The sequence below is a fragment of the Faecalicatena sp. genome, from assembly GCF_058819085.1.
In genome coordinates this window covers 57,580-79,869 of record NZ_JBZUUL010000038.1, presented here as the reverse complement: position 1 = coordinate 79,869, position 22,290 = coordinate 57,580, and the positions used below count along the sequence as shown (strand labels likewise).

At 40.8% G+C, this 22,290-nt stretch carries 16 protein-coding genes and 1 pseudogene; 4 read left to right on the top strand and 13 right to left on the bottom strand.

Going from position 1 to position 22,290, the window contains the following annotated elements; translation table 11 throughout:
- Positions 1-355 precede the first annotated feature (355 nt).
- Entirely contained in the window at positions 356-3,580 is a 3,225-nt protein-coding gene (locus AC4OGX_RS17820; protein WP_493332013.1) for an ATP-binding protein, read from the top strand.
- A gap of 133 nt (positions 3,581-3,713) precedes the next feature.
- On the opposite strand, the gene AC4OGX_RS17815 is transcribed toward AC4OGX_RS17820, so the two are convergent.
- The 4 genes from AC4OGX_RS17815 to AC4OGX_RS17800 form a co-directional block, all read right to left on the bottom strand.
- A complete protein-coding gene (locus AC4OGX_RS17815; RefSeq protein ID WP_493332012.1) occupies positions 3,714-4,628 on the bottom strand; it encodes an ROK family protein in 915 nt (304 codons plus the stop codon).
- 21 nt (positions 4,629-4,649) lie between these two features.
- Entirely contained in the window at positions 4,650-6,188 is a 1,539-nt protein-coding gene (asnB, locus tag AC4OGX_RS17810; RefSeq protein ID WP_493332011.1) for an asparagine synthase (glutamine-hydrolyzing), read from the bottom strand.
- A gap of 161 nt (positions 6,189-6,349) precedes the next feature.
- A complete protein-coding gene (locus tag AC4OGX_RS17805) occupies positions 6,350-7,720 on the bottom strand; it encodes an APC family permease (protein ID WP_493332010.1) in 1,371 nt (456 codons plus the stop codon).
- Between the two features lie 25 nt (positions 7,721-7,745).
- Entirely contained in the window at positions 7,746-8,435 is a 690-nt protein-coding gene (locus AC4OGX_RS17800) for a cysteine hydrolase family protein (protein ID WP_493332009.1), read from the bottom strand.
- A 231-nt stretch (positions 8,436-8,666) separates the two neighbouring features.
- On the opposite strand from AC4OGX_RS17800, the gene AC4OGX_RS17795 reads away from it, so the two are divergent.
- The 3 genes from AC4OGX_RS17795 to AC4OGX_RS17785 all read left to right on the top strand — a co-directional run bounded on the left by AC4OGX_RS17795 (position 8,667) and on the right by AC4OGX_RS17785 (position 12,086).
- Positions 8,667-9,410 carry a response regulator transcription factor gene (locus AC4OGX_RS17795; protein ID WP_493332008.1) on the top strand — a complete coding sequence of 248 codons (744 nt, stop codon included), beginning with the start codon at positions 8,667-8,669 and terminating at the stop codon, positions 9,408-9,410.
- A gap of 9 nt (positions 9,411-9,419) precedes the next feature.
- Positions 9,420-10,676 carry a sensor histidine kinase gene (locus AC4OGX_RS17790; protein ID WP_493332007.1) on the top strand — a complete coding sequence of 419 codons (1,257 nt, stop codon included), beginning with the start codon at positions 9,420-9,422 and terminating at the stop codon, positions 10,674-10,676.
- Between the two features lie 219 nt (positions 10,677-10,895).
- The gene (locus AC4OGX_RS17785) at positions 10,896-12,086 is read left to right on the top strand and encodes a coenzyme F420-0:L-glutamate ligase (protein ID WP_493332135.1); all 1,191 of its coding nucleotides are present in this window, start codon (positions 10,896-10,898) and stop codon (positions 12,084-12,086) included.
- 193 nt (positions 12,087-12,279) lie between these two features.
- Here AC4OGX_RS17785 and AC4OGX_RS17780 read toward each other — a convergent pair whose 3' ends face one another.
- The 9 genes and pseudogenes from AC4OGX_RS17780 to AC4OGX_RS17740 all read right to left on the bottom strand — a co-directional run bounded on the left by AC4OGX_RS17780 (position 12,280) and on the right by AC4OGX_RS17740 (position 22,254).
- Positions 12,280-15,240 (bottom strand): TOTE conflict system archaeo-eukaryotic primase domain-containing protein, encoded by a 2,961-nt coding sequence (locus AC4OGX_RS17780; RefSeq protein ID WP_493332006.1) that lies wholly within the window; start codon positions 15,238-15,240, stop codon positions 12,280-12,282.
- A 186-nt stretch (positions 15,241-15,426) separates the two neighbouring features.
- Positions 15,427-16,185, bottom strand: coding sequence for a PBECR4 domain-containing protein (locus tag AC4OGX_RS17775; protein ID WP_493332005.1), 759 nt, complete (start codon positions 16,183-16,185; stop codon positions 15,427-15,429).
- 273 nt (positions 16,186-16,458) lie between these two features.
- Positions 16,459-16,743, bottom strand: a pseudogene (locus AC4OGX_RS17770) (GNAT family N-acetyltransferase); the annotation flags it as partial.
- A gap of 178 nt (positions 16,744-16,921) precedes the next feature.
- On the bottom strand, positions 16,922-17,107 hold the full coding sequence (locus AC4OGX_RS17765; RefSeq protein ID WP_493332004.1) for a hypothetical protein: 186 nt from the start codon (positions 17,105-17,107) through the stop codon (positions 16,922-16,924).
- A gap of 1,024 nt (positions 17,108-18,131) precedes the next feature.
- Entirely contained in the window at positions 18,132-18,512 is a 381-nt protein-coding gene (locus tag AC4OGX_RS17760; RefSeq protein WP_493332003.1) for a GNAT family N-acetyltransferase, read from the bottom strand.
- Positions 18,513-18,972: 460 nt separating this feature from the next.
- A complete protein-coding gene (gene cptIN, locus AC4OGX_RS17755; protein ID WP_493332002.1) occupies positions 18,973-19,443 on the bottom strand; it encodes a type III toxin-antitoxin system CptIN family toxin in 471 nt (156 codons plus the stop codon).
- Between the two features lie 694 nt (positions 19,444-20,137).
- Positions 20,138-20,905, bottom strand: a complete 768-nt coding sequence (locus AC4OGX_RS17750) for a hypothetical protein (RefSeq protein ID WP_493332001.1) — start codon at positions 20,903-20,905, stop codon at positions 20,138-20,140.
- 123 nt (positions 20,906-21,028) lie between these two features.
- Positions 21,029-21,961, bottom strand: a complete 933-nt coding sequence (locus AC4OGX_RS17745; protein WP_493332000.1) for a reverse transcriptase family protein — start codon at positions 21,959-21,961, stop codon at positions 21,029-21,031.
- The gene (locus AC4OGX_RS17740; RefSeq protein ID WP_493331999.1) at positions 21,958-22,254 is read right to left on the bottom strand and encodes a helix-turn-helix domain-containing protein; all 297 of its coding nucleotides are present in this window, start codon (positions 22,252-22,254) and stop codon (positions 21,958-21,960) included. Before AC4OGX_RS17740 ends, AC4OGX_RS17745 begins: the two co-directional genes overlap by 4 nt.
- Between the last annotated feature and the right edge of the window lie 36 nt (positions 22,255-22,290).

Below are 22,290 nucleotides of genomic sequence, written 5' to 3'. Positions count from 1 at the left end.
AAACCCATAATTTTTTCCTATCACATAAAATAATAAAGCATTATTGCCCGGAATTCAAGATGGGGAATTGCACAGAAATTTCATAAAAATTTTATAATTTCCAAACGTGTTTTTTTCCGCTTTACCCCAGCAAACACGCCACTTTGGCAATTAATTAACAATCTGTCCGCCAAATCTACGATTTGTGCACTTTTACCATCTTATCTATAATCTCATCATATTTGTAATATGAAAGCCTCATTTTATTCCTCCAAAGTGCACAAAATCTCTCCTCGATCCCCTGATGTGAACCTGTACTTTTTAGCTGTTGTCTGATACAATATGAAGTAGTGAAAGCAAGGTGGGGGTATTACCTATGAAAAAGATGAAAAAGACGATGTTTTTCCTTCTCTGCCTGGTTCTGTGCGGTCTTATGTATCTGCCTGTTTCCGCCTCAGCATCCTCACATAAGGTCAAGGCCGGATTCTTTGCATTTTCCGGTTATCATATGATGGACGAACACGGAATCTTAAGCGGTTATGGTTATGACTATTTACAGTACATGTCTAATTATGAAGACTGGAGCTATGATTATATAGGCTATGATAAGGGTTGGAAGGACATGCTGAATATGCTGGAATCCGGCGGGATCGACCTGCTGACCTCTGCCCAGAAGACTCCGGAGATGGAAACACGGTTTGCATTTTCCGATGAACCGATCGGGCACAACTCCCTCATCTTTACTGTAAAGGCCGGGAATACGAGATTCCTTTCAGGAGATTACGAGAACTATGACGGCATGAGAGTGGGGCTGCTGGAGGGACGCTCCAAGAACAGCCTTTTCCGCTCTTACGCTGAGGAACACGGCTTTGATTTCATCCCTGTCTATTTCAGCAGCGTAGACAGACTGACAGAAGCATTACAGAAAAATACCATCGATGCAGTCGTGACAAGTAATCTAAGAAAAATTGAAGATGAGTGGGTTTTGGACGAATTTGCATCCTCTCCTTTTTATGTCATTGTCAGAAAGGATGACACCAAGCTTCTTAAGGATGTCAATGATGCAATCAAACAGGTGAAACGCTACCACCCCAATATTGAGGAAGATCTGTTCCAGAAATATTATACCCCTTCCAGCGGCGAAGAGATCGCCTTTACTGCCGATGAACAGCGTTATATCCAGGATCGCAGAAAAAGGGGAGAGACTTTACGGGTCCTTCTGAATCCGGACCGTGCCCCTTTGTCCTGGTTCGAGAATGGAACGGCGCAGGGAGTATTTGCCCACATTGGAGAACAAGTCCTGGACCGGGCACAGCTTCCTTATGAGATCCTGGAAGTCCAAAGCAGGGCCGAATACCAGCGTCTTTTAAAAAACGGGGACTATGACATCACACTGGATTCCAGTGTTGATTTTAACAGAGCGGAAACGTACGGATATAAATTGACCCAGCCCTATATGACAGCCTCCATCTTCCAGATCACGCGGAAGGATTTTTCCGGTGAGATCTCAGCCCTGGCAGCTTTAAAGGATGCCGATGTGACACTGGAGTATGTTGAGAGAATCTTTCCTCCCAAGTCCATAACTTATTATGATACGATAGAGGAATGCACGCAGGCTGTACTGGACCAAAAGCAGGATGCAGCTTTCTTCTACTCCTATGTGGCACAGTCGATTATTTATAATGATACCAAAAACCTGCTGGTATTCAAAGAGATCCCTGGATATGCAACGAACTTCGCCATCGCTGTAAATAACACCCAGGATGAAAGGCTCCTCCCAATCATAGAAAAATCCCTGCAGAGCCTTAGCGAGGCGGAATTGAATGAACTCATCGCAGCAGATACCGAATATCCGCCTAAAGCCCAGAATCTCTCTTCCTTCCTCCACAGCCATCCACTGATCGTTGCGTCGATTTTAGCCTTTTTGTTTGTCGTGTCTCTGATCATAACCGTACTTCTTTATAAAAATAAAGGAAGAAAAAGTGAAAAGGCCCGATTGAATGAATTCGAACGTTTTATATCCTATGTATGCAGGATGAATGACCTGGTCCTTGAAATAAACTTAAGGGATTCCAAAAGCTGGTATTACACCACCCGGGATGGCGTCGTACATAAGACGGAGATCACAGCAGCGCAGCTTATAAAGCTCTCAGGTGCGATCTGCCGGGAGGATGCGGAAAAACTAAAGCAGAAACTAAACCGTGACTTTATCAATTCTCTGATCGATGAGGTCTCAGAATTTTATTTTGAGTGCCGCATCATATTGGACGGCTCTGCCCCTCACTGGTATGCCTATACGATCCAGGGATTAGCCAGGGATTCCATGCATCCCAATACGATCATGATATTTGGGCATGACATCGATGCAGTCAAACAAGAGGAAACTGAGAGACGTAAAATCCTGCAGGATGCCCTTGCTCAGGCCCAGCAGGCGAGTGAGACAAAAAGTAGTTTCTTATCCCGTATGTCCCACGAGATGCGCACTCCGCTCAATGCCGTCATTGGCTATCTGGAGCTGGGTAAAAAACATATGTATGAACCCGAAAGGCTAAAGGATTATATGAACAAATCTGATATTGCGGCACATCAGCTTTTGTCCATTATCAATGATGTCCTTGACATGGCCTCGATCGAGAGCGGAAAGCTGCATCTGGACAGAGTCCAGTTTGAATTAACAGAAGAGGTTCGCTCCGTCTGGAGAATGTTTGAGCCACAGGCTTTGAATAAAGAGCTTGATTTTCAGATACGGTTTGACAATGAGGAAAAAGTCTATATTATGGGAGATCCTCTGCGGCTCAACCAGATTTTGATCAATCTTCTTTCCAATGCCGTTAAATTCACCCCCGTCCACGGGAAAGTAACACTTAGTGTCCGACGGACAGCACAGCAGGATGGACGCGTTTACTACCGCTTCGAAGTTGCTGATACCGGGATCGGTATGTCAAAGGAGTATCTAAAGCATCTGTTTGATCCCTTCGAGCAGCATGACGCATCCATCGCCAGGCGCTATGGGGGAAGCGGTCTGGGGATGTCCATTACGAAGAATCTGGTCACTATGAAGCATGGTACTATTTCCGCGGAAAGTAAACTTGGAGAAGGGACAACCTTTACTGTAAACCTGCCCTTCGATCTGGCAGAAAACAGAAACGTTACTCACACTGCCTCCTCAACGGACAGCTCCGACCCGTCGGCACCAAAGGGTCACGTATTCACAGGTATACGGCTTCTTCTCGCAGAAGACAATCCGATGAACAGAGAGATCGCCATAGAGATCCTTTCCTCTGCAGGTTTTGAAGTGGATGCTGCTGAGGATGGAAAACAGGCTGTCGAACAATTTCTTGCAGCTCCGGCAGATACCTATCAACTGATCCTGATGGATATCCAGATGCCGGTCATGAATGGGTATGAAGCAGCGGAGGCAGTCCGCGCTCTGGATCATCCGCAGGCAAAAACGATTCCTATATTTGCCATGACAGCCAACGCCTTTGCGGAGGATATCAACAAAGCTCTTGCTGCCGGAATGAACGGACACATCGCAAAACCACTGGATGTGAAAAAAATGCTGGAAACCCTTGGTGAGGCACTGGCCATCCGTAACTGATACAGCCGCCAAAGACATTTTATTTTAACGGCTGCCAGCATACCACTTTCTAAAAAAACGCATAACCGGTATCTCTATACAGCAGATCCGGCTATGCGTTTTTATTTCTTTGCTTTCATATCTTCTGTGCTTCCTATTCCCTGGAAGATCTGGCCGCCTCAAGTATCTTTTCTGCTGTCAGGATGGACATACCGTTATGGTAATCCCCCCATACATCTGCTGAATAGAGAATCTCCGGCATCACAGACCGAACCAGGAAGGAATATACCGTATCACTGATCGGACCGATACATTCTGTTCTTAAATCTTTTCCGGCGAGTGCCACATACTGAGGATTCAAAATGCCGCACACCCAAAAGATCATTTTCGCCATCAGTTTTGTGTATTGAGCATCATCCATGTCATCTGCCATCCAGTCATCCAAAGTGCGTCCATCCTCCATAGGAATCAGCCCCAGTTCTCCGGCAAAATTATGATTCCCCCGGATTATCTGTCCCCCTGCAATAAATCCGGCACTGACACAGCCCTTTGAAAAATGAAGATACGCCATGTTGATCTCTTCTGGTACTTCGGCCGGAAACTGGCTTTGATAACATTTCCCAAAGCCAAAGGTAGTAGCATTTAAATTATTTTCCAATACGACCGGGATATGATATCTTTTTGAGATCCGTTCTCCGATATCTACACGGCACAGCTTATCATCCGTCAGCCTCTTCTTCCAGTAAGCACCGCCCTCTACAATTCCCGGGACACCGATTCCGATCGCCTTTATCTCCTCCTGCGGCGTCAGTTCATCTAAAATTGAGATGATCGCACGTTCAAAATTCTTATCCGGCACTTTCAAGCTGCTTTTCTTAAGGATTTCCCCATAGGAGTTGATCAGCAGACTGTGCATCTCATCGCCTGAAATGCAAAATACAGCACCATGAAGCTCTACCGTACTCAAGCAGCATTCTTCTTTTTCTTGCGTATCTTCTATCATGTTCCTTCGGGTCAGGGAAGGATCAGCCTGTTTCAGAGTCTGGGATTTTTCCATTAATTCATCCATGTAGATGCCTCCTGATATAATCTAACGTTTCACAAAATACTCCTCATACCAGACAAGGAAGGTATAAATTGTCCAGATTTTTCTCCAATTATCGGAATTGCCGCCAACATAGTCATCAAAAATTGCATTGATCTCACCGACATTAAAAAATTTCTCTGCCATCTCACTGTTAAGCTTCTCGCGTACATCCTGATTATACCGGTCATCAGCCATCCAAATCCGGATCGGCACGATAAATCCCAGCTTCTTGCGGAAGGCGATCTCCTCTGGCAGTACTTTTGCCGCTGCTGTACGGAAAGCCACCTTATTCTGCTCCTCGTTCACCTTATACTTAGAAGGCATCCGTGATGCAATATCAAAGATCCTGGTGTCTGTCAGCGGCATCCTGATCTCTAAGCCCGCAGCGGTGCTCATCTTATCTACATTGAAATAAATATCCCCCTCCAGCCAGATCTGGATATCTACATCGGACATCTTAGTCAGCGGGTCTAATCCTTCTGTTTCTTCATAGATCGGCGCTGCCAGCTCGATCGGAAGTACATCTGGATCATACTTCTTTAAGATCCGCTTCTTTTCCTCTTCCTTCATGATATTGGTGTTGCCCACATAAAACGTCTTGAGGTTCTCCCCATAACGCTCTGCATTGCGGTACATATTGTATCCGCCAAAAAATTCATCCGCACCTTCCCCTGAGTAGCAAAGCTTTGCATGCTGCGCTGTTGCCCTGCATCCGAGAGCAAATACGATCGCAGATGCATCTCCCAGCGGCTGCTCCATATTGTACATCACGTAAGGTACCGCACCGAAATATTCCTCCGGTGTGATCACACATCTGGACAGCTTTCGTCCCAAAATATCTGCTGTAGCCTGTGCCAGCTTTGACTCATCGAACCTCTCTTCCTCATAACCGCAGGAATCTGCCGTCTCCACATCGGACATCGCCAGTACATAAGAGGAATCGACCCCTCCCGACAAGAAGGAATCCGCTTTTTCGTCCTCTGTCTTTACTTCCTTTAAAACAGTCTGAAGTGTGGTATGTATCTCATCCGCCCACTCTTCCAGAGTCTTGCTCTCATCCGGGTAAAATTGCGGTGTCCAGTAACGTTCGATGGTCAGTTTCCTCTTCTGCCAGACAAGATAGCGTCCCGGCATCAACTTCTTTAAGCCACGGAAAAATGTATTCTCCCCAGCCACATAGGTCAGGCTTAAATACAGCTGCAGCATCTCCTCATTCAGTTCCTTCACAAATCCCGGCTGCTCCATGATCTTACGGATGGATGTGCCGTAAAGGAGCCTGCCGTCTTCCGTCTCATAATAATAGAAAGGCTTGGTACCAAATTGATCCCTTAGACAGAAAAGCTTCTTTTCTTCCTCGTCCCACAGTGCAAATGCAAACATACCATGCATGTGATGGGCCATCTCGTATCCCCATGTCTCGTATGCTTTCATTAAAATCTCAGCCTCGCGGTCTTCCCTGGATAAAGAAGAATCAATTCCAAGTTCCTCGCAAAGCGCTGCCCAGTTGCGGATGTGTCCGCTGTATTCTTGGATTTTTATCATAGGTTTGTCCTCTCGTTTTATCGCATTTTTATATTGGTTCCAAAGTTTCATTCACTTTTTACCTGTACATTTTAGCATAATATTATGGGATGGGCAATAAAACGAGAGACGTTTTGCAAATGGTATCACTGAACTGAGACCTATTTTATTTCGTACCCAGCTTAAAAATCTTTATCTGCATCCTCTGGTGTCAATGTGATCAGTGCATGCTCTTTCGGATCTTTTTTCCGATACTGCGCCATGACCGCATACATTACAACTCCCAGCAGACAGTAAATGATCAGAGAAATGTATCCTCCTAAAGCAAGCTCCAGGCAGGATCCGATGATGACCCATACGGAGATCAGCATCCCAAGTATGAATACAACAGATCCTCCCGGTACTTTATAGGGACGTTTCCACTCAGGATGTTTCTTTCTCAGAACCAGCGCATCGAGGCAGCATACAAAATATACAAGACCTGCGGCAATACAGGAGACTGCGTATATATACTGCACCCAGTTGTCCCCGCTGAAAATACAGAAGAAAATCGTAAATAACAGCACCAGTGTATTCGCAACTGTAGGCTGCCCCTTTTTATTGAGCTTTCCGATCACCTTTGGCAGCTGATTGAGCTGTGCTGCTCCATAGAGCACGCGGGCGGAAGAGGTCCAGAATCCCATCAGTGTTGTAATTGCGTGAAGCACGCCTGCAACAATCGCAAGGATTGCTATGATCTTAGGCAGGGAGAACTTTGCCACAAATTCCGGCTCCGGCATCCCCATTCCTGCCACGATATCCCAGGATCCCATACCTCCGATCGCCATTACAACAACAAAGTATAAAAGCGCCGGGACAAACAATGCAGAAAGAATGACCTTCCACATTTTAGAAACCGGAAAATTCGTCTCTTCTATCATGGTCGGGGTCATCTCAAATCCGATAAATTTCAGGGAAAATACTGCCATAGCAACGAATATTCCCCGGAACCCCTGGGGGAAGAGCCCGCCATTTGCAGTCAGATTAGAAGCTGACCAATGGCCGCTGAATAAGAGCGTCCCGCTTACTATAATCGACATAATGATCATGGCAAAGAAAAATACGTTTGCAAGCGTTCCCGTTATTCCCACATTAAAGTTGGATACGATGTACCATAGAACAACAATTGTGATCGCGATCCAGACACTCATCCCCTGAGGTATCGGGACAAAGTATCCGATCGCTGTGATAAAGATAAATGCCATCATTGGCGGTTCCACTACCTGCACCAAAAACATCATCCACTGTGCAGCAAATCCTGCCCTGTGCCCGAATGCACTTGTTGTCCAGATATCTACCGAAGATGCAAACGGCAGCATTGCTGTCAATTCTGCAAATGTCACTCCCACCGGTATCAGCAGCACCGCCAGTATCGGAAATATGATGGCAGCTCCGGCGCCTGTCACGGAAAACCAATAGGGAGCTTCTGCCAGCCATCCTCCTATTACTGCACCTGATGCCAATGCGATCATAGATATAAAACTTAAATTTCTTTTTAATTTCTGTTCCGCCATCCCTCAACACCCTTCCTCTCTTATCTTACTTACATGCCTCGATCAGTTCATCCGTAGTGATCACATGACAGTAAATATTATTCAGTATCTCTAACTCATTATCCTGGATCCGCTGTGTAGATGCCATGCATGCGTCCTCGATCAGCCAGACTTTGAAACTTTCATCGGCCAGGCTTCTCACGGTCCCTGATACGCACTGGTCAGTCAGCACACCCGTGCATACGACGGTGTCGATCCCCATGTTCTGGAACCAGAGCCGAAGCGGTGTGCCTGTAAGTGCGCTGTCTGTTGTCTTAGTTACAACGATCTCATCCTTCTTTGGTGCCAGCTCTGGAATGATCTCGGCAAGCGGTGCTCCCGGCGGCAGAAGGAGTTCATTATACCCGGTCGCCTTCTGATCGAGAGAGCGGTCGCTTCCATTCTCCTTCTGGCATTGTATCTTTGCAAAGCACACTTCCATTCCCTTTTCTCTAAAAGTATCCAGAAGACGTTTATTATTGGGGATCACCACCTCATCGATCTTCTTATAAAATGGTTCCCAGCGCTCAGCTTCCCTGATCTGTTCTTCCGTAGGCTCTTCATAAACCGGACGCGTCACGAATACGTGCTGCATATCAATTACCAGCAGCGCTGTTTTTGTCGGGTCGATCACGACCTCTCCCATATCGTGGTCATTTTCGTAATAGAACGATACATGCCTGTCATTTACTCTCATTTCTTTCTTCCTCCTTATACTTATAATTGTGGTTGGATTTATTCTAACAATTTCATTTTTATTTTTCTATGATTTACACTATTCCGAACAATGGCTGCAAATCTCTGTCTATTTTTTATCAATTCTTTGCTTTTTTTATTTTTTTCTTTACATTTTTTATGATATATTATTATTGGTTTATACAAATCTTTCGTGTCGTCGTATGATATGAATAGCAAAGGAGGGAGTTTTATGCTTGAGGTACTGATCGCTGATGACGAGGCCATTGAACGCAGATATTTAAGCAGTGTATTCCAAAAACATCCCGGACAGTTTCATGTTGCGGGAGAGGCACAAAACGGACAGGAAATCATTGATCTGGCAATGCGCACAAAACCGGATATTATTATCATGGATATCAATATGCCTATGGTAAACGGCTTAGAATCCGCTAACCGGATCAAACAGCGCTTCCCTGAAACCCTTATCCTGCTTAACACCGCTTATGCAGAATTTGAATTTGCAAGGAAAGCCGTGGAATACAATCTTGATGCTTACCTGCTAAAGCCTGCAAAGGAAGAGCAGATTTTAGAAGCAATTAAAAAATGCCTCCGAAAACGTACGCCAAAACCAGTCTCTTCTGCTTCCCTGACCGATTCTCTCACTGGAACCTCCGCAAATGCTGTCTCTATCGTTACGGATTATATCGATAAAAATTACCAGAAGCCCTTAACTTTACAAGAGCTTTCAACTTTAGCCCATTTCAGCCCATCTTACCTGTCAAAATTATTTCATCAGACAAAGGGCATGACTATAAAGGCTTATATGAATCACAAACGGCTGGAAAACGCAGAGTACCTTTTAAAAAACTCCGGCCTTACCATTCAGGAGGTTTCCCAGCACTGTGGTTTTTCCAATGTTTCCCACTTTAACCGTGTATTCAAACAGCATACCGGAACCCCGCCCCTGGAATTCCGGCATCTTTATCACGAATGAGGTATCTTTATGCAGGAATTTAATTTGAGAAGTATCATCACCGAAGAATTTCAAAATGAGATCCAGGACTCTTTTGCATTTGCAACCGGGTTTGGTGTGGTTTTTACAGACTCCCAGGGCAACCATATCGGTCCCGGCGGGAATTTCTGCCGGTTCTGCAATAGAATTAATGAAACGAAAGAAGGGGCACATTACTGTGCTCTATCTAATAAACATGCGATCGAGATCGCTCTGGAAACAAAAAAGCCCAGTATATACATCTGTCATGCCGGGCTGGTGAACATTGAGATTCCTCTTATCTATAACGGAAACTGTGTGGGCGCTATCACAGCAGGGCAGGTTCTTTGTTCTGAGGAGAATGCCTATCCACAGGATGCCATTGCCAGTGAGATCAACTGGATGGCTGACCCGGAACTGGCGGCGTACTACAGAGAGATCGAGATCATGGACTGCCACCAGATCGAGGCAACGACGACTGCCCTGTCCAATATTACCAACTATATTATTCAGACTCTTGCCTATTCTCAGATCCAGGAAACACTAGCACGTAAGTCTGAACAGCTTCTCCGTGAGGAAAACCGCCGGATTCATCTGGAAAAGCAGTTAAAGCTGGCACAGCTGGATGCACTTCAGAAGCAGGTGACTCCTCACTTTATTTTTAACGTGATCAATTCGATCTCACGGCTTCTTTCGCTGAAAGAATATAATACGGCTGAACAGATACTTAATTCCTTTGCGGAAATGATGCGGTACAGCCTTCTGGATATCCGAAGTTCTGTCTCTCTGGAGCAGGAACTGAATTATATCACCAACTATCTTTCCATACAAAAGATCCGTTTCAGCGACCGTATCAGCTATCAGATCCACTGTGACAAAGAGCTCCTTGATCTGTCCATTCCCTTCTTTTCTCTGCAGCCCCTTGTAGAAAACTCTATCGAACATGGGCTGTTGAATAAAGCTGGCGGAGGGCACCTTATTCTATCCTGTACACGGCATGATACCTACGACCTGATACAGATTACTGATAACGGAGTCGGAATCCCTGGTGCAGAATTAGACCAGATCTGCCATGACGCCTTCCAGGCTGAGGCTTCTCCTAATGAAAAGCATGTAGGACTCCATAACTGCTACCGTCGTTTTCTTCTGCTGTTTGGAGAGCGGATGGATTTCCGCATGAAAAGTATAGAAAATGAAGGGACCGAGATTATTCTCAGGATCTCTCATACTGAGCTTCATTCCCAACACTGGAGTGAGCAGATCTTTTGACAAGAATTGCTTTATTCCCATAAAAAATGCAGGATCCTTTGGGAAAAATGTCAAATGACCGACAATATCTGCAAAAGTGTATGGAAAATCCCTATTGTATCTGGTAATATAGTATGTGTTAAAAATATTGACGTCTATATAACGGCTTAGGAGCATTCATGCTCTTTGGCCAAAGATTTGTAAAAACAGATAATATCTAAGTATAGGAGATGTGTCATGATGGAAAGAAAAGTAGGTACAGTATCAAGAGGAATCCGCTGCCCGATCATCCGGACCGGTGATAATCTGGCAGAAATCGTAGTAAACAGTGTGTTGGATGCTGCGAAAAGCGAAGGTTTTGAATTAAGGGACCGTGATGTCATCGCTGCGACAGAATCTATTGTAGCCAGAGCACAGGGAAATTATGCTTCTGTAGAGGCTATTGCTGAGGATGTGAAAACGAAGCTCGGCGGCGGAACAATCGGCGTGATCTCACCGATCTTATCGAGAAACCGTTTTTCAATCTGCTTAAAGGGTATTGCTATGGGAGCTAAAAAGATCGTGCTCATGTTAAACTACCCCAGCGATGAGGTTGGAAATGAGCTGGTTTCCTTAGATCAGCTGGATGAAGCCGGCGTGAATCCTTACAGTGATGTACTGACTCTGGAGCGTTACAGAGAGCTGTTCGGCGAGAATAAGCATCCTTTCACAGGCGTGGATTATGTGGCATATTACAGCGATCTGATCCGGGAAGCAGGAGCAGAGGTGGAAGTAATCTTCTGTAATAATCCGAGGGAGATACTGAAGTATACAAAGAATGTACTTACTTGTGATATCCACACTCGTTTCCGCTCAAAGAGGATCTTAAAGGCTGCAGGTGCAGAGCGTGTCTGTGGACTGGATGATATCCTGAATGCACCGGTAAACGGCAGCGGCTGCAATGAAAGCTTCGGACTTCTTGGTTCCAATAAGTCTACGGAAGATACCGTGAAACTGTTCCCAAGAGAATGTCAGGGACTGGTAGATGCTATCCAGAAGCAGATTCTTGACAAAACCGGAAAACATGTAGAAGTTATGGTATACGGAGACGGAGCGTTTAAAGATCCTGTGGGCCGTATCTGGGAGCTGGCTGATCCATGTGTTTCCGTGGCTCATACGGCAGGACTGGAAGGAACACCTAATGAATTAAAGCTGAAATATCTGGCTGACAATGATTTCAAAGATCTGTCCGGCGAGGCGCTTTCAGATGCCATCTCTCAGAGAATCAAGGAGAAAAAGGATAATCTGGTGGGCGATATGGCATCTCAGGGTACAACGCCAAGAAGACTGACTGACCTGATCGGCTCCCTGTGTGACTTAACCAGCGGATCTGGGGATAAGGGGACACCTGTGATTCTTGTTCAGGGGTATTTTGATAACTTTACGAATTAATTATTAGGTCATGTAAATTAATTTGTGTCTTTAGTAAAAAATAGCTCCTTTTTGGTAAGTATTAGGATATAACACAGCTTATCAAAAAGGAGTATTTTTTACGTATTTTTATGTGATTTCCAATGAATCCCCTGTGCATAGCTTCTCTGCGTCCTCCATATGCACAATCTCGTAAGTCCGTTTGTGAGTCCGTCTATCCAAAAGTCATTTCCATCAGTTCGGCGGCAATGCGTTTCCCTCTTACACGCATCATACTATCTTCTACTTTTTCCTTCCCCAATAAATTCATGTTTCCATACCATACTGTTTCCTGGTCTATAATTGCAAAATGCTCACAGGAATCTTCTATCGTTTTGATATAGAATCCCGCCTGTCTCATATCTTCATGCAATCTCATCCAAAAAGTCGTATCCCCATAGCCATAAAGATCCGGTGTCCATGTAACTATCGTCACTTCTACACCAGAAGCCTGTTTTTCTCTCAGTAAATCTATCAGTTCGTATACTTTTGAACCACTGATTGCCGGACTTGATATCACAATACCACTATCCGCTTCCAATAAATCTTTTTTATACACTTCCTGATAATTTTCACCATCAAAGATAGCATTTGCAGTCTGTTTGTCATGATGTAAGCTGCCGCACACTTCGTATCCGATCTGTTTATATGCTTTCAGACGTTTCGCATACATCTTATCAAACATTGGAATATGGCTGTCAACATAATCATAAATAATCACATTTCTTTTTCCCTCATAATCCCGGTTCAGCCTCCCGGCGTATTGTTCAACCACACTTCGAAAAGAGACCGGAGTCGCCATAATCAGCGTATCAAGTCTGGGAAAATCAAATCCTTCACCAATCAGGCTGCCCGTTGCAACCAAAACTAACGTTTCTTCCCGTTCTACTATCTGTAATTGTTCACGTATCATCTTATGCTCTTTCTTGGATTTGTCACCCGTCATAAGAAATATTTTATCTGCATATTCTTTTACTCGCTGATATAATTTTTCCGAATGATCTTTATACTTTGACAACACCACTGGAGTTCTGCCTTCGGCTATGCATTCTCTTATATCTGAAAGGATCTGTTCGTCTCTTACATCATTGTCTCTGATTATGTCATAAGCCTCATTTGGATGCATTTTTTCTACTACACCTCGCGGAGGCACTGTTCTGGTAAATCTAGGATACACAAAATGATCAATTCCCTGTGTTCTTGCTTTTTCCTTTGCTGTATAACTGTAACGAATTGGACCAAGCAGCATATCATTTATCTTTTCCAATCCATCAGACCGCTTCGGAGTCGCTGTAACACCATAGACATATTTCGCTTTTATTTCTTTCAAAACATTTGCAATCGTGTCAGAAGCGGCATGATGGCACTCATCTACAATCACCATTCCATATTGCTCTAGCATGGAATGCCATTCTCCCTTTTTACACAAAGATCCGGCCATGGCAATATCAACAATTCCAGTCATGGAATCATGTGCTCCCTGCAATGTTCCGATCAAGCTTTTCCTTACTTTGATCCGGCCCGTTTTCGTTTTATACTCCGGTAATTCTTCCTGTATATCTAAAAATTGTTCCAGGGCATGCTTCCATTGTTCAAGCAGTGCAGAAGATTCCAGAATAATTAAAGTATTGATCCCTTTCTCAGCAATAATAGCGCTGCATACAACTGTCTTTCCAAAAGCCGTTGCTGCATGTAAAATACCATTGTCATACTTCACCATTTCCGCTAATGCCGGGTTCTGTTCCTCTCTCAACTCTCCTTTAAATGAAACATCAATACTTTTTCCTTTTTGTCTTTCATCACTTACTTCGTAATCAATCCCGGCATTTTCTATGTTTTCAAGCAATTTTTCGTACAGCCCTCTCGGAATTTCTATATAACCACTCAAATGATCTTTTCCAAGATATATCCACTGTGAAGTATCAAAATTTGTTGTCCCGATAGCCTGATTTTTATAGTATACCGGATTCCTAATGGCTGCCATCCTCCGAATTTTATTTTGAATAGCGGGCTTTAAATTCATACTGTCTATATAGATACCATTGGAAAGAGTAATATTTAATTTCCCATCCACATCTGATCTATTAAGTAACTTTTTCTTCTCCCACGGCTTATCACGATCTTCCTCATTTTCATCTTCAGCAGCTATTATATCTGATCCAGCCCATTCATTAAGCTTAGCCTCAATAAACTCGACAGATAGCCGCGGCTTACTCCACAAAACTTTCCACTGATTTGCATAAGCATTCCAATTTTTGTCTATAAATGCACTGTTTCCACTTTCCAATGCTTTTCCCTGCAATGGAAGCGCAATTAAATTTCCTATTCCCCCCTCAGTTAAAGTATCCTGTGCAGGCAGCATACGGTCATAATATTTAAAAGATTTTAAATTGACCTGCTCTGCCCCTCGTTCTAATAATGCAAACCCAAACTTTCTTACAAGAGTCGCCGAAATCGCCTTATCAAAGAAAATCCAGATATGTGCACCCCTGCCCGATCTGGATCGCTCCACTAATGGATCAATTCCATTTAAAGTGCATATCGTCCGCATCACTTCAACTTCTTCCATCCATGTATCATCTGAATTTGCAAAGTCATGCTTTTCATCACCCTTTTCATGATTATCAAAATCATACACCAGAAAGCGGCATGTCCCATTTGGCAGCAATGGATATACGCCTATAACATCCGATGAATGATAGGATCTTCCACGCAAATGATTTAAAATATCTGCTTTTGTTAACTGCTTATAGGAACGGTGTGGACAATCTTTACAGTTCATTTTCTGTTTATGTTTTTTCGGACAACATTCCTGCCAGAAGTTGTGACATTGAGTAAAGTAACCTGCTTCTCCTGTCTCCTTATTCTCGCTTCTCTTTGCATATACATCCTGCCTTCCCCAAAACCTGGCATAAAATAGATTTGCCATTTCATCTGTTATTTGCTTCGGATGTATAATTCTTGCGCCCTGGTTTGGATCATACTCTGCCGCTTTTTCAGGTTCTCTCAGCTTTCTTATTTCCTCAACATAAGAAATCCCGGAACGATCCAGAATATTTTTCAGTATTTGATTTTCCAATTGCAGATCGTTCATCTGCTTTTGCAGCAAACTGATATTTTCAATAGGATTTCTCATGTGATAATCTCCATTCTCTGCATGGTGCTTTATTTATATAGCAAGAGCCCGTAAACCAACATAAATGCTGGATATCCGGGCTATTTTATATATCACTTTTATCTATACATTATTCTGCAGTTTTTGCTGCAGACCCGCCCATCAGGGCATGCATTACGGGATCCCCTTTGGGTATACCATTTTCAGCTAATACTGAACACCATTGATTTTACAATGAATGTCCTTATCTTGCGCCAAACTAATATAAAATCTGTCATTATTAGAATCTACAAGAAGATTCGCATCGTTTCTTTCGATAATTCTTAGAATCTCTTCCTTATCCTCCATTGAATATTTATATTCTTTTTTCTTTATTAAATCTGAGTTCTTATCAAAGGCAAACACATAACGAATCAAATCTATATTCTGTAATGGCATATATTTTTCTTTTTGGTGTTGAGAGCCTCCGCTCTCATCCATCCAACTTGAAATACAATATTTAGTTAAACGGATCTCTGCATTAACCTGAATACTTTTATTACATTTCCACCCCAGCATATAGCCAGAGTGAATATCTGTAAGAAGAATATCAACATTACTTAATTTCTTGCTGCTCAAAGCCTCATTATAGTTAATTGCCAAAGGCCCCTTATTATTCCAAAATATTTCTGTGGAATGTTCAAACTTTGCTGCCTTTTTGTACATTTTAGAAGTAGTGGAAATATTTTTAGGAATAATTCTGTTTGACACTGGGTGCCCATTTCTAATATCTCTGTACAATGCATATGGTGATCTATATCCATTAGATTTATAAATTAACTTTGCAATCCCCATTAAGTGTGGGAAATTTTCTTTCTCCCCTATCAAAATAAAACTTTTCCCGTAATATGTACTTACTAAATAAAACGTTTCCAAATAGTTTATCTGATAATAAACTGCACACCTTTGTATATCTGTTATATCCATATTTTCTCCTATAATGAACAAAAGCCCCAGAAGTGGGGCTTTTGTTAATGGCTATCGTTCACGATTATTTTTTTAACAGGGGAGTGCCCGGATCGGCCATTACGATTCCCTCAGCTAGTGAGCCTGTGTGTTATATAATATTTCTGTTATTAAATTTTATTCATCTCTTTTGCACTTATATTATAATGCAAAACAGGTAAAAAATCAATTTGTAAAAATAAATTTTATACTCATTTTATCAAATAATAATATTTACTATCCACATTCTGTAACTCACTTGCTTTTATCAATCGTGTATGATTGTAACCCCTTTTTACAGCCATTCTTTTCATAAAATACTTCTACACCTGGCTGTGCACCAAAATACAGCATAGTTGGAGTGTTCTCCTTTGCTAATTCAGGAAGTTTACTCCCTACCCTCTGTTTTTGATATTCCGGAAGAACAAGTAATTCCGGAATTGTTCCCCAAAAATATCTATCTGTAAGGATTCGTAAACACCCTACAGGCACCTTATCATCATATGCTGTAATATTCAGTATTTTAGATAATGCAGTCTGTGCGCCCTTCCAATCTGGGTTTGAACAACATTATTACCTGACTTTTGAATTTCTGTTCCAATACCATCAAAAATCTAATCCATAAACTTACCTACTTTCAACAATTCTCTTGAGATTTTGAAAAAATGTAATATTACCAAATCAATGCCTTTATATCCCTGTATTTTTTCAAAACATATCAATTTCCTTTTTCTGTATCTTCAATTAAATTTTGTTTTAACGCTTCTATAGTTTCTTGATTTTTCTTAAAAATTTGAAGCTGTCGGTATGCCTTTTCTCGTAATATCTTTAGTCGTTCAATTTTAGGAACTTCCTGCCTTATCCAATCTGCATTCGTATCTTCCAGATTGATAAGTACAACCATATCTACCTGATTTTGATACGATACCAATTGCGTCCGTTGCTTTTATCCATTGCTGTGGTGTCAGCATAAATGCATTATCTCCCGACTCTGCTTTAAACCTATCGAATTCGATAGGTTTAAAATTAGGATTATGGATTTGTTCCCACAGCCCTAAAAAAGAAATTGTAGAGTGGTTACGCATCCAATTGGCAACTACACTAAAACATTATCAGGATTTTTATATTTAGCAATATCTGTAAGCGAAATATATGCTTCCTCATTGACAACATCGCCCATTACTCTGATTTCTGTTCCGTTAGCATCTATTTTCATATATTTTTATTTTCCTTTTTAACAATATTTAGCAATAAGCCAAACTCTTTATTTATATCCAATAACTTCCTGAGATACTTTCTCAATTATTTCAGAGCTAATTTGGGATCTCTACCAAGGGGGGCTAACCATTATTTCTTAAAATGTAGTTGACGGACAACCCAAAATGTGCGGCCGCGGATACTGTTCTTATAATAATATGGTGCATGTCGTTAACCAAAATCAATATTTTCTGTTTCGCACAAAAGACATTCATACCAAAGGACTTGTTGGCAAGTTCAACTTCCCGGAGGAAGAAGCTTTGATATTGACATTAAGGTCACTCTGGTTAGGAGCCATTCTAAAAAGGGGCAGGCAGATCCGAAAAGCTACACACGCTTTGTTGATCAGGTGGTCGCTTTTGATTACATTAAATATGGCAGCCTTGATACTTACGAACTTTCCTTTCGGGTTGTAAGATTTCTAATAAGCGATTCCACATATGAATGCATTGTAACAGTCTGCCCCAGGATAAATTTCCTGCAGACCACATCAAAAGGCTTTACACTTCCAGATGGGGATCAGGTCCTCGTTTCCGTCTCACCACGGAGAAAGACCAATATGATGTGATGTCTCTGCTTCAAAAAAATGCTATTCATTTTAAAGTTATCTTAATGAAATTGGCGTCTGAACTGTTACCGAATAATAATATTTACTATCCACGTTCTGTACCTCACTTACTTTTATCAATCATGTATGATTGTAACCCCTTTTTACAGCCATTCTTTTCATAAAATACTTCTACACCTGGCTGTGCACCAAAATACAGCATGGTTGGGGTGTTCTCCTTTGCCAGTTCAAGAAGTTTACTCCCTACACCCTGTTTCTGATATTCCGGTAGAACAAGTAATTCCGTAATTGTTCCAAAAAAATATCCATCTGTAAGAATTCGTAAACACCCTACAAGCACTTTATCATCATATGCTGTAATATTCAGTGTTTTAGATAATGCAGTCTGTGTGCCCTCCATATCATAATTTCCCGGCCATATTTGATTGACAAAGGGAATAAAAATTGAAGCAGCAAGTTCTGTGTCATTTACTCTATAATCCATTTTCACCTCTTTTAAAGTAATACTATCTTTTCTCTTAATATTTTCAATCTTTCAAGTCCAGGCACTTCTTGTCCAATCTATTTTGTTTGAGCTCTATTTGTTTCTATATTATTTAAGCTGTCCTATTCCTCTGTTGACGGTAGACTCTTTTGGTATTCTTTCTTCAATACTGTTTCAAGTTCATATTCTGCAATGCCAAAAGGCTGGGCTATCTCTTCAAGTGATTATTCCGCAACCACATTATCTTTGTCTTTACATATCAACAGACCAATAGCCGGGTTATCCTCTTCACCAGTAAACTACTTATTAACCGCAGTATTTCTCTTCAAAATTTGTAATCGCCTTCCCTTTTCGCTCGTATAGTTTGCCTTCTATCTGATGAACCAACACATCACGACTCCAATTATTCCCTAGCTTATGCTGCACATAAAAAATGGCTTCTCTGAATTTACAAGAGAACTTATTCTCTCTGTCGTAATTTCTCCAGTATAGCCATAACATCCGGCTGTGTTGGTATAAACTTCACACCACGTTTCAGCATACCCATAATTTTCTTTGCTTTCTGCTCAATCTCCTTAGCTGTATGCTCACTTGTCAGCATCAGATGATTTCCAGCTATGGTATATTCCCGTTCTATATATTCTTCGGTTATCGGGAACATATCCTGTATCAAGAATGCACTTTCCCGGTCATCATCTAGTTTGACAATATGAAGGATATCGCAAGGTTTTCCGCATTTTTCTTTTTTCTCCATAATTCTTTTATATTTATCAATACGACTGGACAAAGGTATCATCCAGTATATTCCTGTATTTATATCTTCAAAGCAATAATAATGCGGCCTGTTTCCCGCCTTATTTCCCTTGAGGTACGGGTCAGACATATCCTCGAAAAATTCATCCTTGATAATATAAAATCCTGTTTTCTTCATTTGCTCTGTCCTTACTATGTAAAAAGTCCTCCACCCCGCGGCGAAGGACTACACTTTCGACCCAACCACTTATATACCGCATATTGGTCAGCGGTAAACTTGCAACCCGACCATTTATATACCACATATCGGTCAGTGGTAAACTTTCTTTGTACCTACATACTAGCAAGTGCAAAGAAGAAAGTCAATAGAGCTTTCCACTAAAATTTTATGCAAAAAAAATAAAATTATGCTTTGCTCGCTGATTTTTGAATATTTCCGTCAATAAGTACCTATTTTACCTTTTTCAATATTCAAAGCATTATGATATTCCTGAAAAGCATCCAATCGCTTTCGATGTCCATTATGAATAACTAAACCTGAATTATTCATAATAATTCATTTCACTGTGGCTAACACCGCATGGTTACCGTATTTTTAATACTTTCTGCTTTCACCTGACAGGTAAAGAAAAAATTGTACACAAAAAGGACTTCAAGTTTGTTAAAATTAAGGTGTACAATCAAAATCAAAGGAGAAGTCCCTTATGTCCATGTATTTTCAACCCACAGACTCACTCAAACTCGGCGTGTCCTTTGTTGTCTTTAACCATATTTGTTTAAGTTTCATGCAAATACACACCTGTTTTTACTTCAATTACATCAATTATTCTGCCTTACTAATTTTCTGTTGCCAATATATTGCCACGCAGAACTTAGTTGAGGTACGCTCCTTGAGGAGCAAAGATACAGCATACATAATGTTTCAAACGATATAAATCAGTTTTTATCCCTTTGTTATCATAGTGTACTGGCATTGCATCAAACCTCATACCAAAGAACACTTTATTATCTGGCAAACACAAATTAAATGTATAACTATCATTATTAGCTATTTCCTCTACATGTAATACCGTATAATCCTTTGTTAAATCAAGCAACCATTTTATTTTACTAAAAACAATTTTATCTATATAGAGAAATGAACCTGAAATCCCATATACACTTCCTGATCCCTCCATGATATAAGCTTTGGAAAAAGCTGTATTCATCTGAAATTCTTTTGGGTAATAGGTTATAATTTCTCCTGTCGATGGCATATACATATAATCGCTATCTATGTAATCATATCGTTGACCACATGTTATTACCCCTCGAATTCCAGGTAATCCCTGCTCTTTTTCAATAGCATTAATTTTAGAGAAATCGTTGATTAATCCGCCTAGAAACTTTCGAACCGTAAACAATGTGTCGGATTCTGTCTTCATTATATCCATCGTATTTATAACACCATCATTTAGAATAAAGCTTTTTCCTAGTCCTAAGGCAGAAACCCCATAAAATCTATCTTTAATCTCCGTAATACGATGTACGTTAATTTCACATCTTGAATTCTCCAAATCCCAACTTGATTCGACAAATGGCGAACCAAAGCCTAACAAATCATACCAACAACAAATACATTCCTTAATCTCATAATTCATGCACTACCCTCACCATCATTTTATCTTTGAATATAATTGACAGCACTCACACAAAGTAATTCTCAAAACCTAATAGATTATCTCCATATAAAATTGTATATGTAAATCATTTGTTACACAATATTATATTTGATTAACTAGCCTCTTAATTTCAGGGAATTTATCAGTTTCTATATTTCTTGATGCCTGTATTTGACCTTTTAATCTATCCAATTTCTTTTGGTCATTCCCACTTAATTCTTGTCCTTGTAATTTTTTTACCTCTTGAAATCCCTCAAATACTTTTTGCTGCAAACTATTTGGTACTTTTATTTCATGTTTCGCATTAATTATAGTTCCCGTTATAGGAACCGGTTTGCCATGTGAATAGTATTTGACTTTTTTATATTTAGGCTTATGTCCATATTTTCTTAATTTTAAATCAATCTCTTTTACTAATTTATTAACATCGAATGCTTTAATAGAAGAAAACGTCATATCATCAACATATAATGTAAATACGCAACCATACTCCACTGCCAAACGGTAAATTTCATCAAACATTTGCTCGTATGCGTAATATGCTATCAATTGACTTGTTGGACACCCTGTTGGTATGCCTTGATTGAAAGTAACTATATCTGTACAAATCCCTGCAATATCACCACTCATTTGTAATTTGTTCTTAAAGAATTGATAAACGTATTCTCTTTTACAATTATCATAGAACTTTTTGATGTCAATAGTTAAAAAATAGTTTGATGAAATATGTGCTTTCCCATTATCAATATAACACTTCCCTTTCTCTCCAGAAATCAACCATTGTGGCCTTTCAACCTTTTGGATCAGTTCTAGCACTCGGCTTTGTATCTGCTTTATTCTTCTATTAGGCGCTGTTATGTTTCTTTTTTCTATTCCATCCTTTTTATCAATTTGAAACTCATGATAACCTACGATTTCTGCTATTTTTTTATATTCTGTATCCTCTAGTCTCAACAATGTTTTTATCTTTTTAGGACTCCTGCATTTATATAAAGCACTTTGCGTGATATTATATCTCTTGGTTTCTTTTCTCATTGTTTCTCCATGTTAGGTGTCATTTTCTCAATCAAATGAGTCATCATATTTTTAATAAAAACATCGTTTTTCTTTCCTTTATTAGTTTCATCATATTCTTCAGATAACAATATCAACGAGGAAAGTTTCATCCCATATATTTCAGAATATTTCTTTAGGATATCTAATGACGGTTGTTTTTTGTTATTTTCAATTTCAGAAAGGTAGCTCTTAGATATTTGCAACATTTCACTCATTTCAGATGCCTTGTAACCATAAATTGCCCTTGTTCTTTTTAAAACATCACCTATCATCTTCTTTCCCCTTTCTTCAAAATATATATGTTAAGT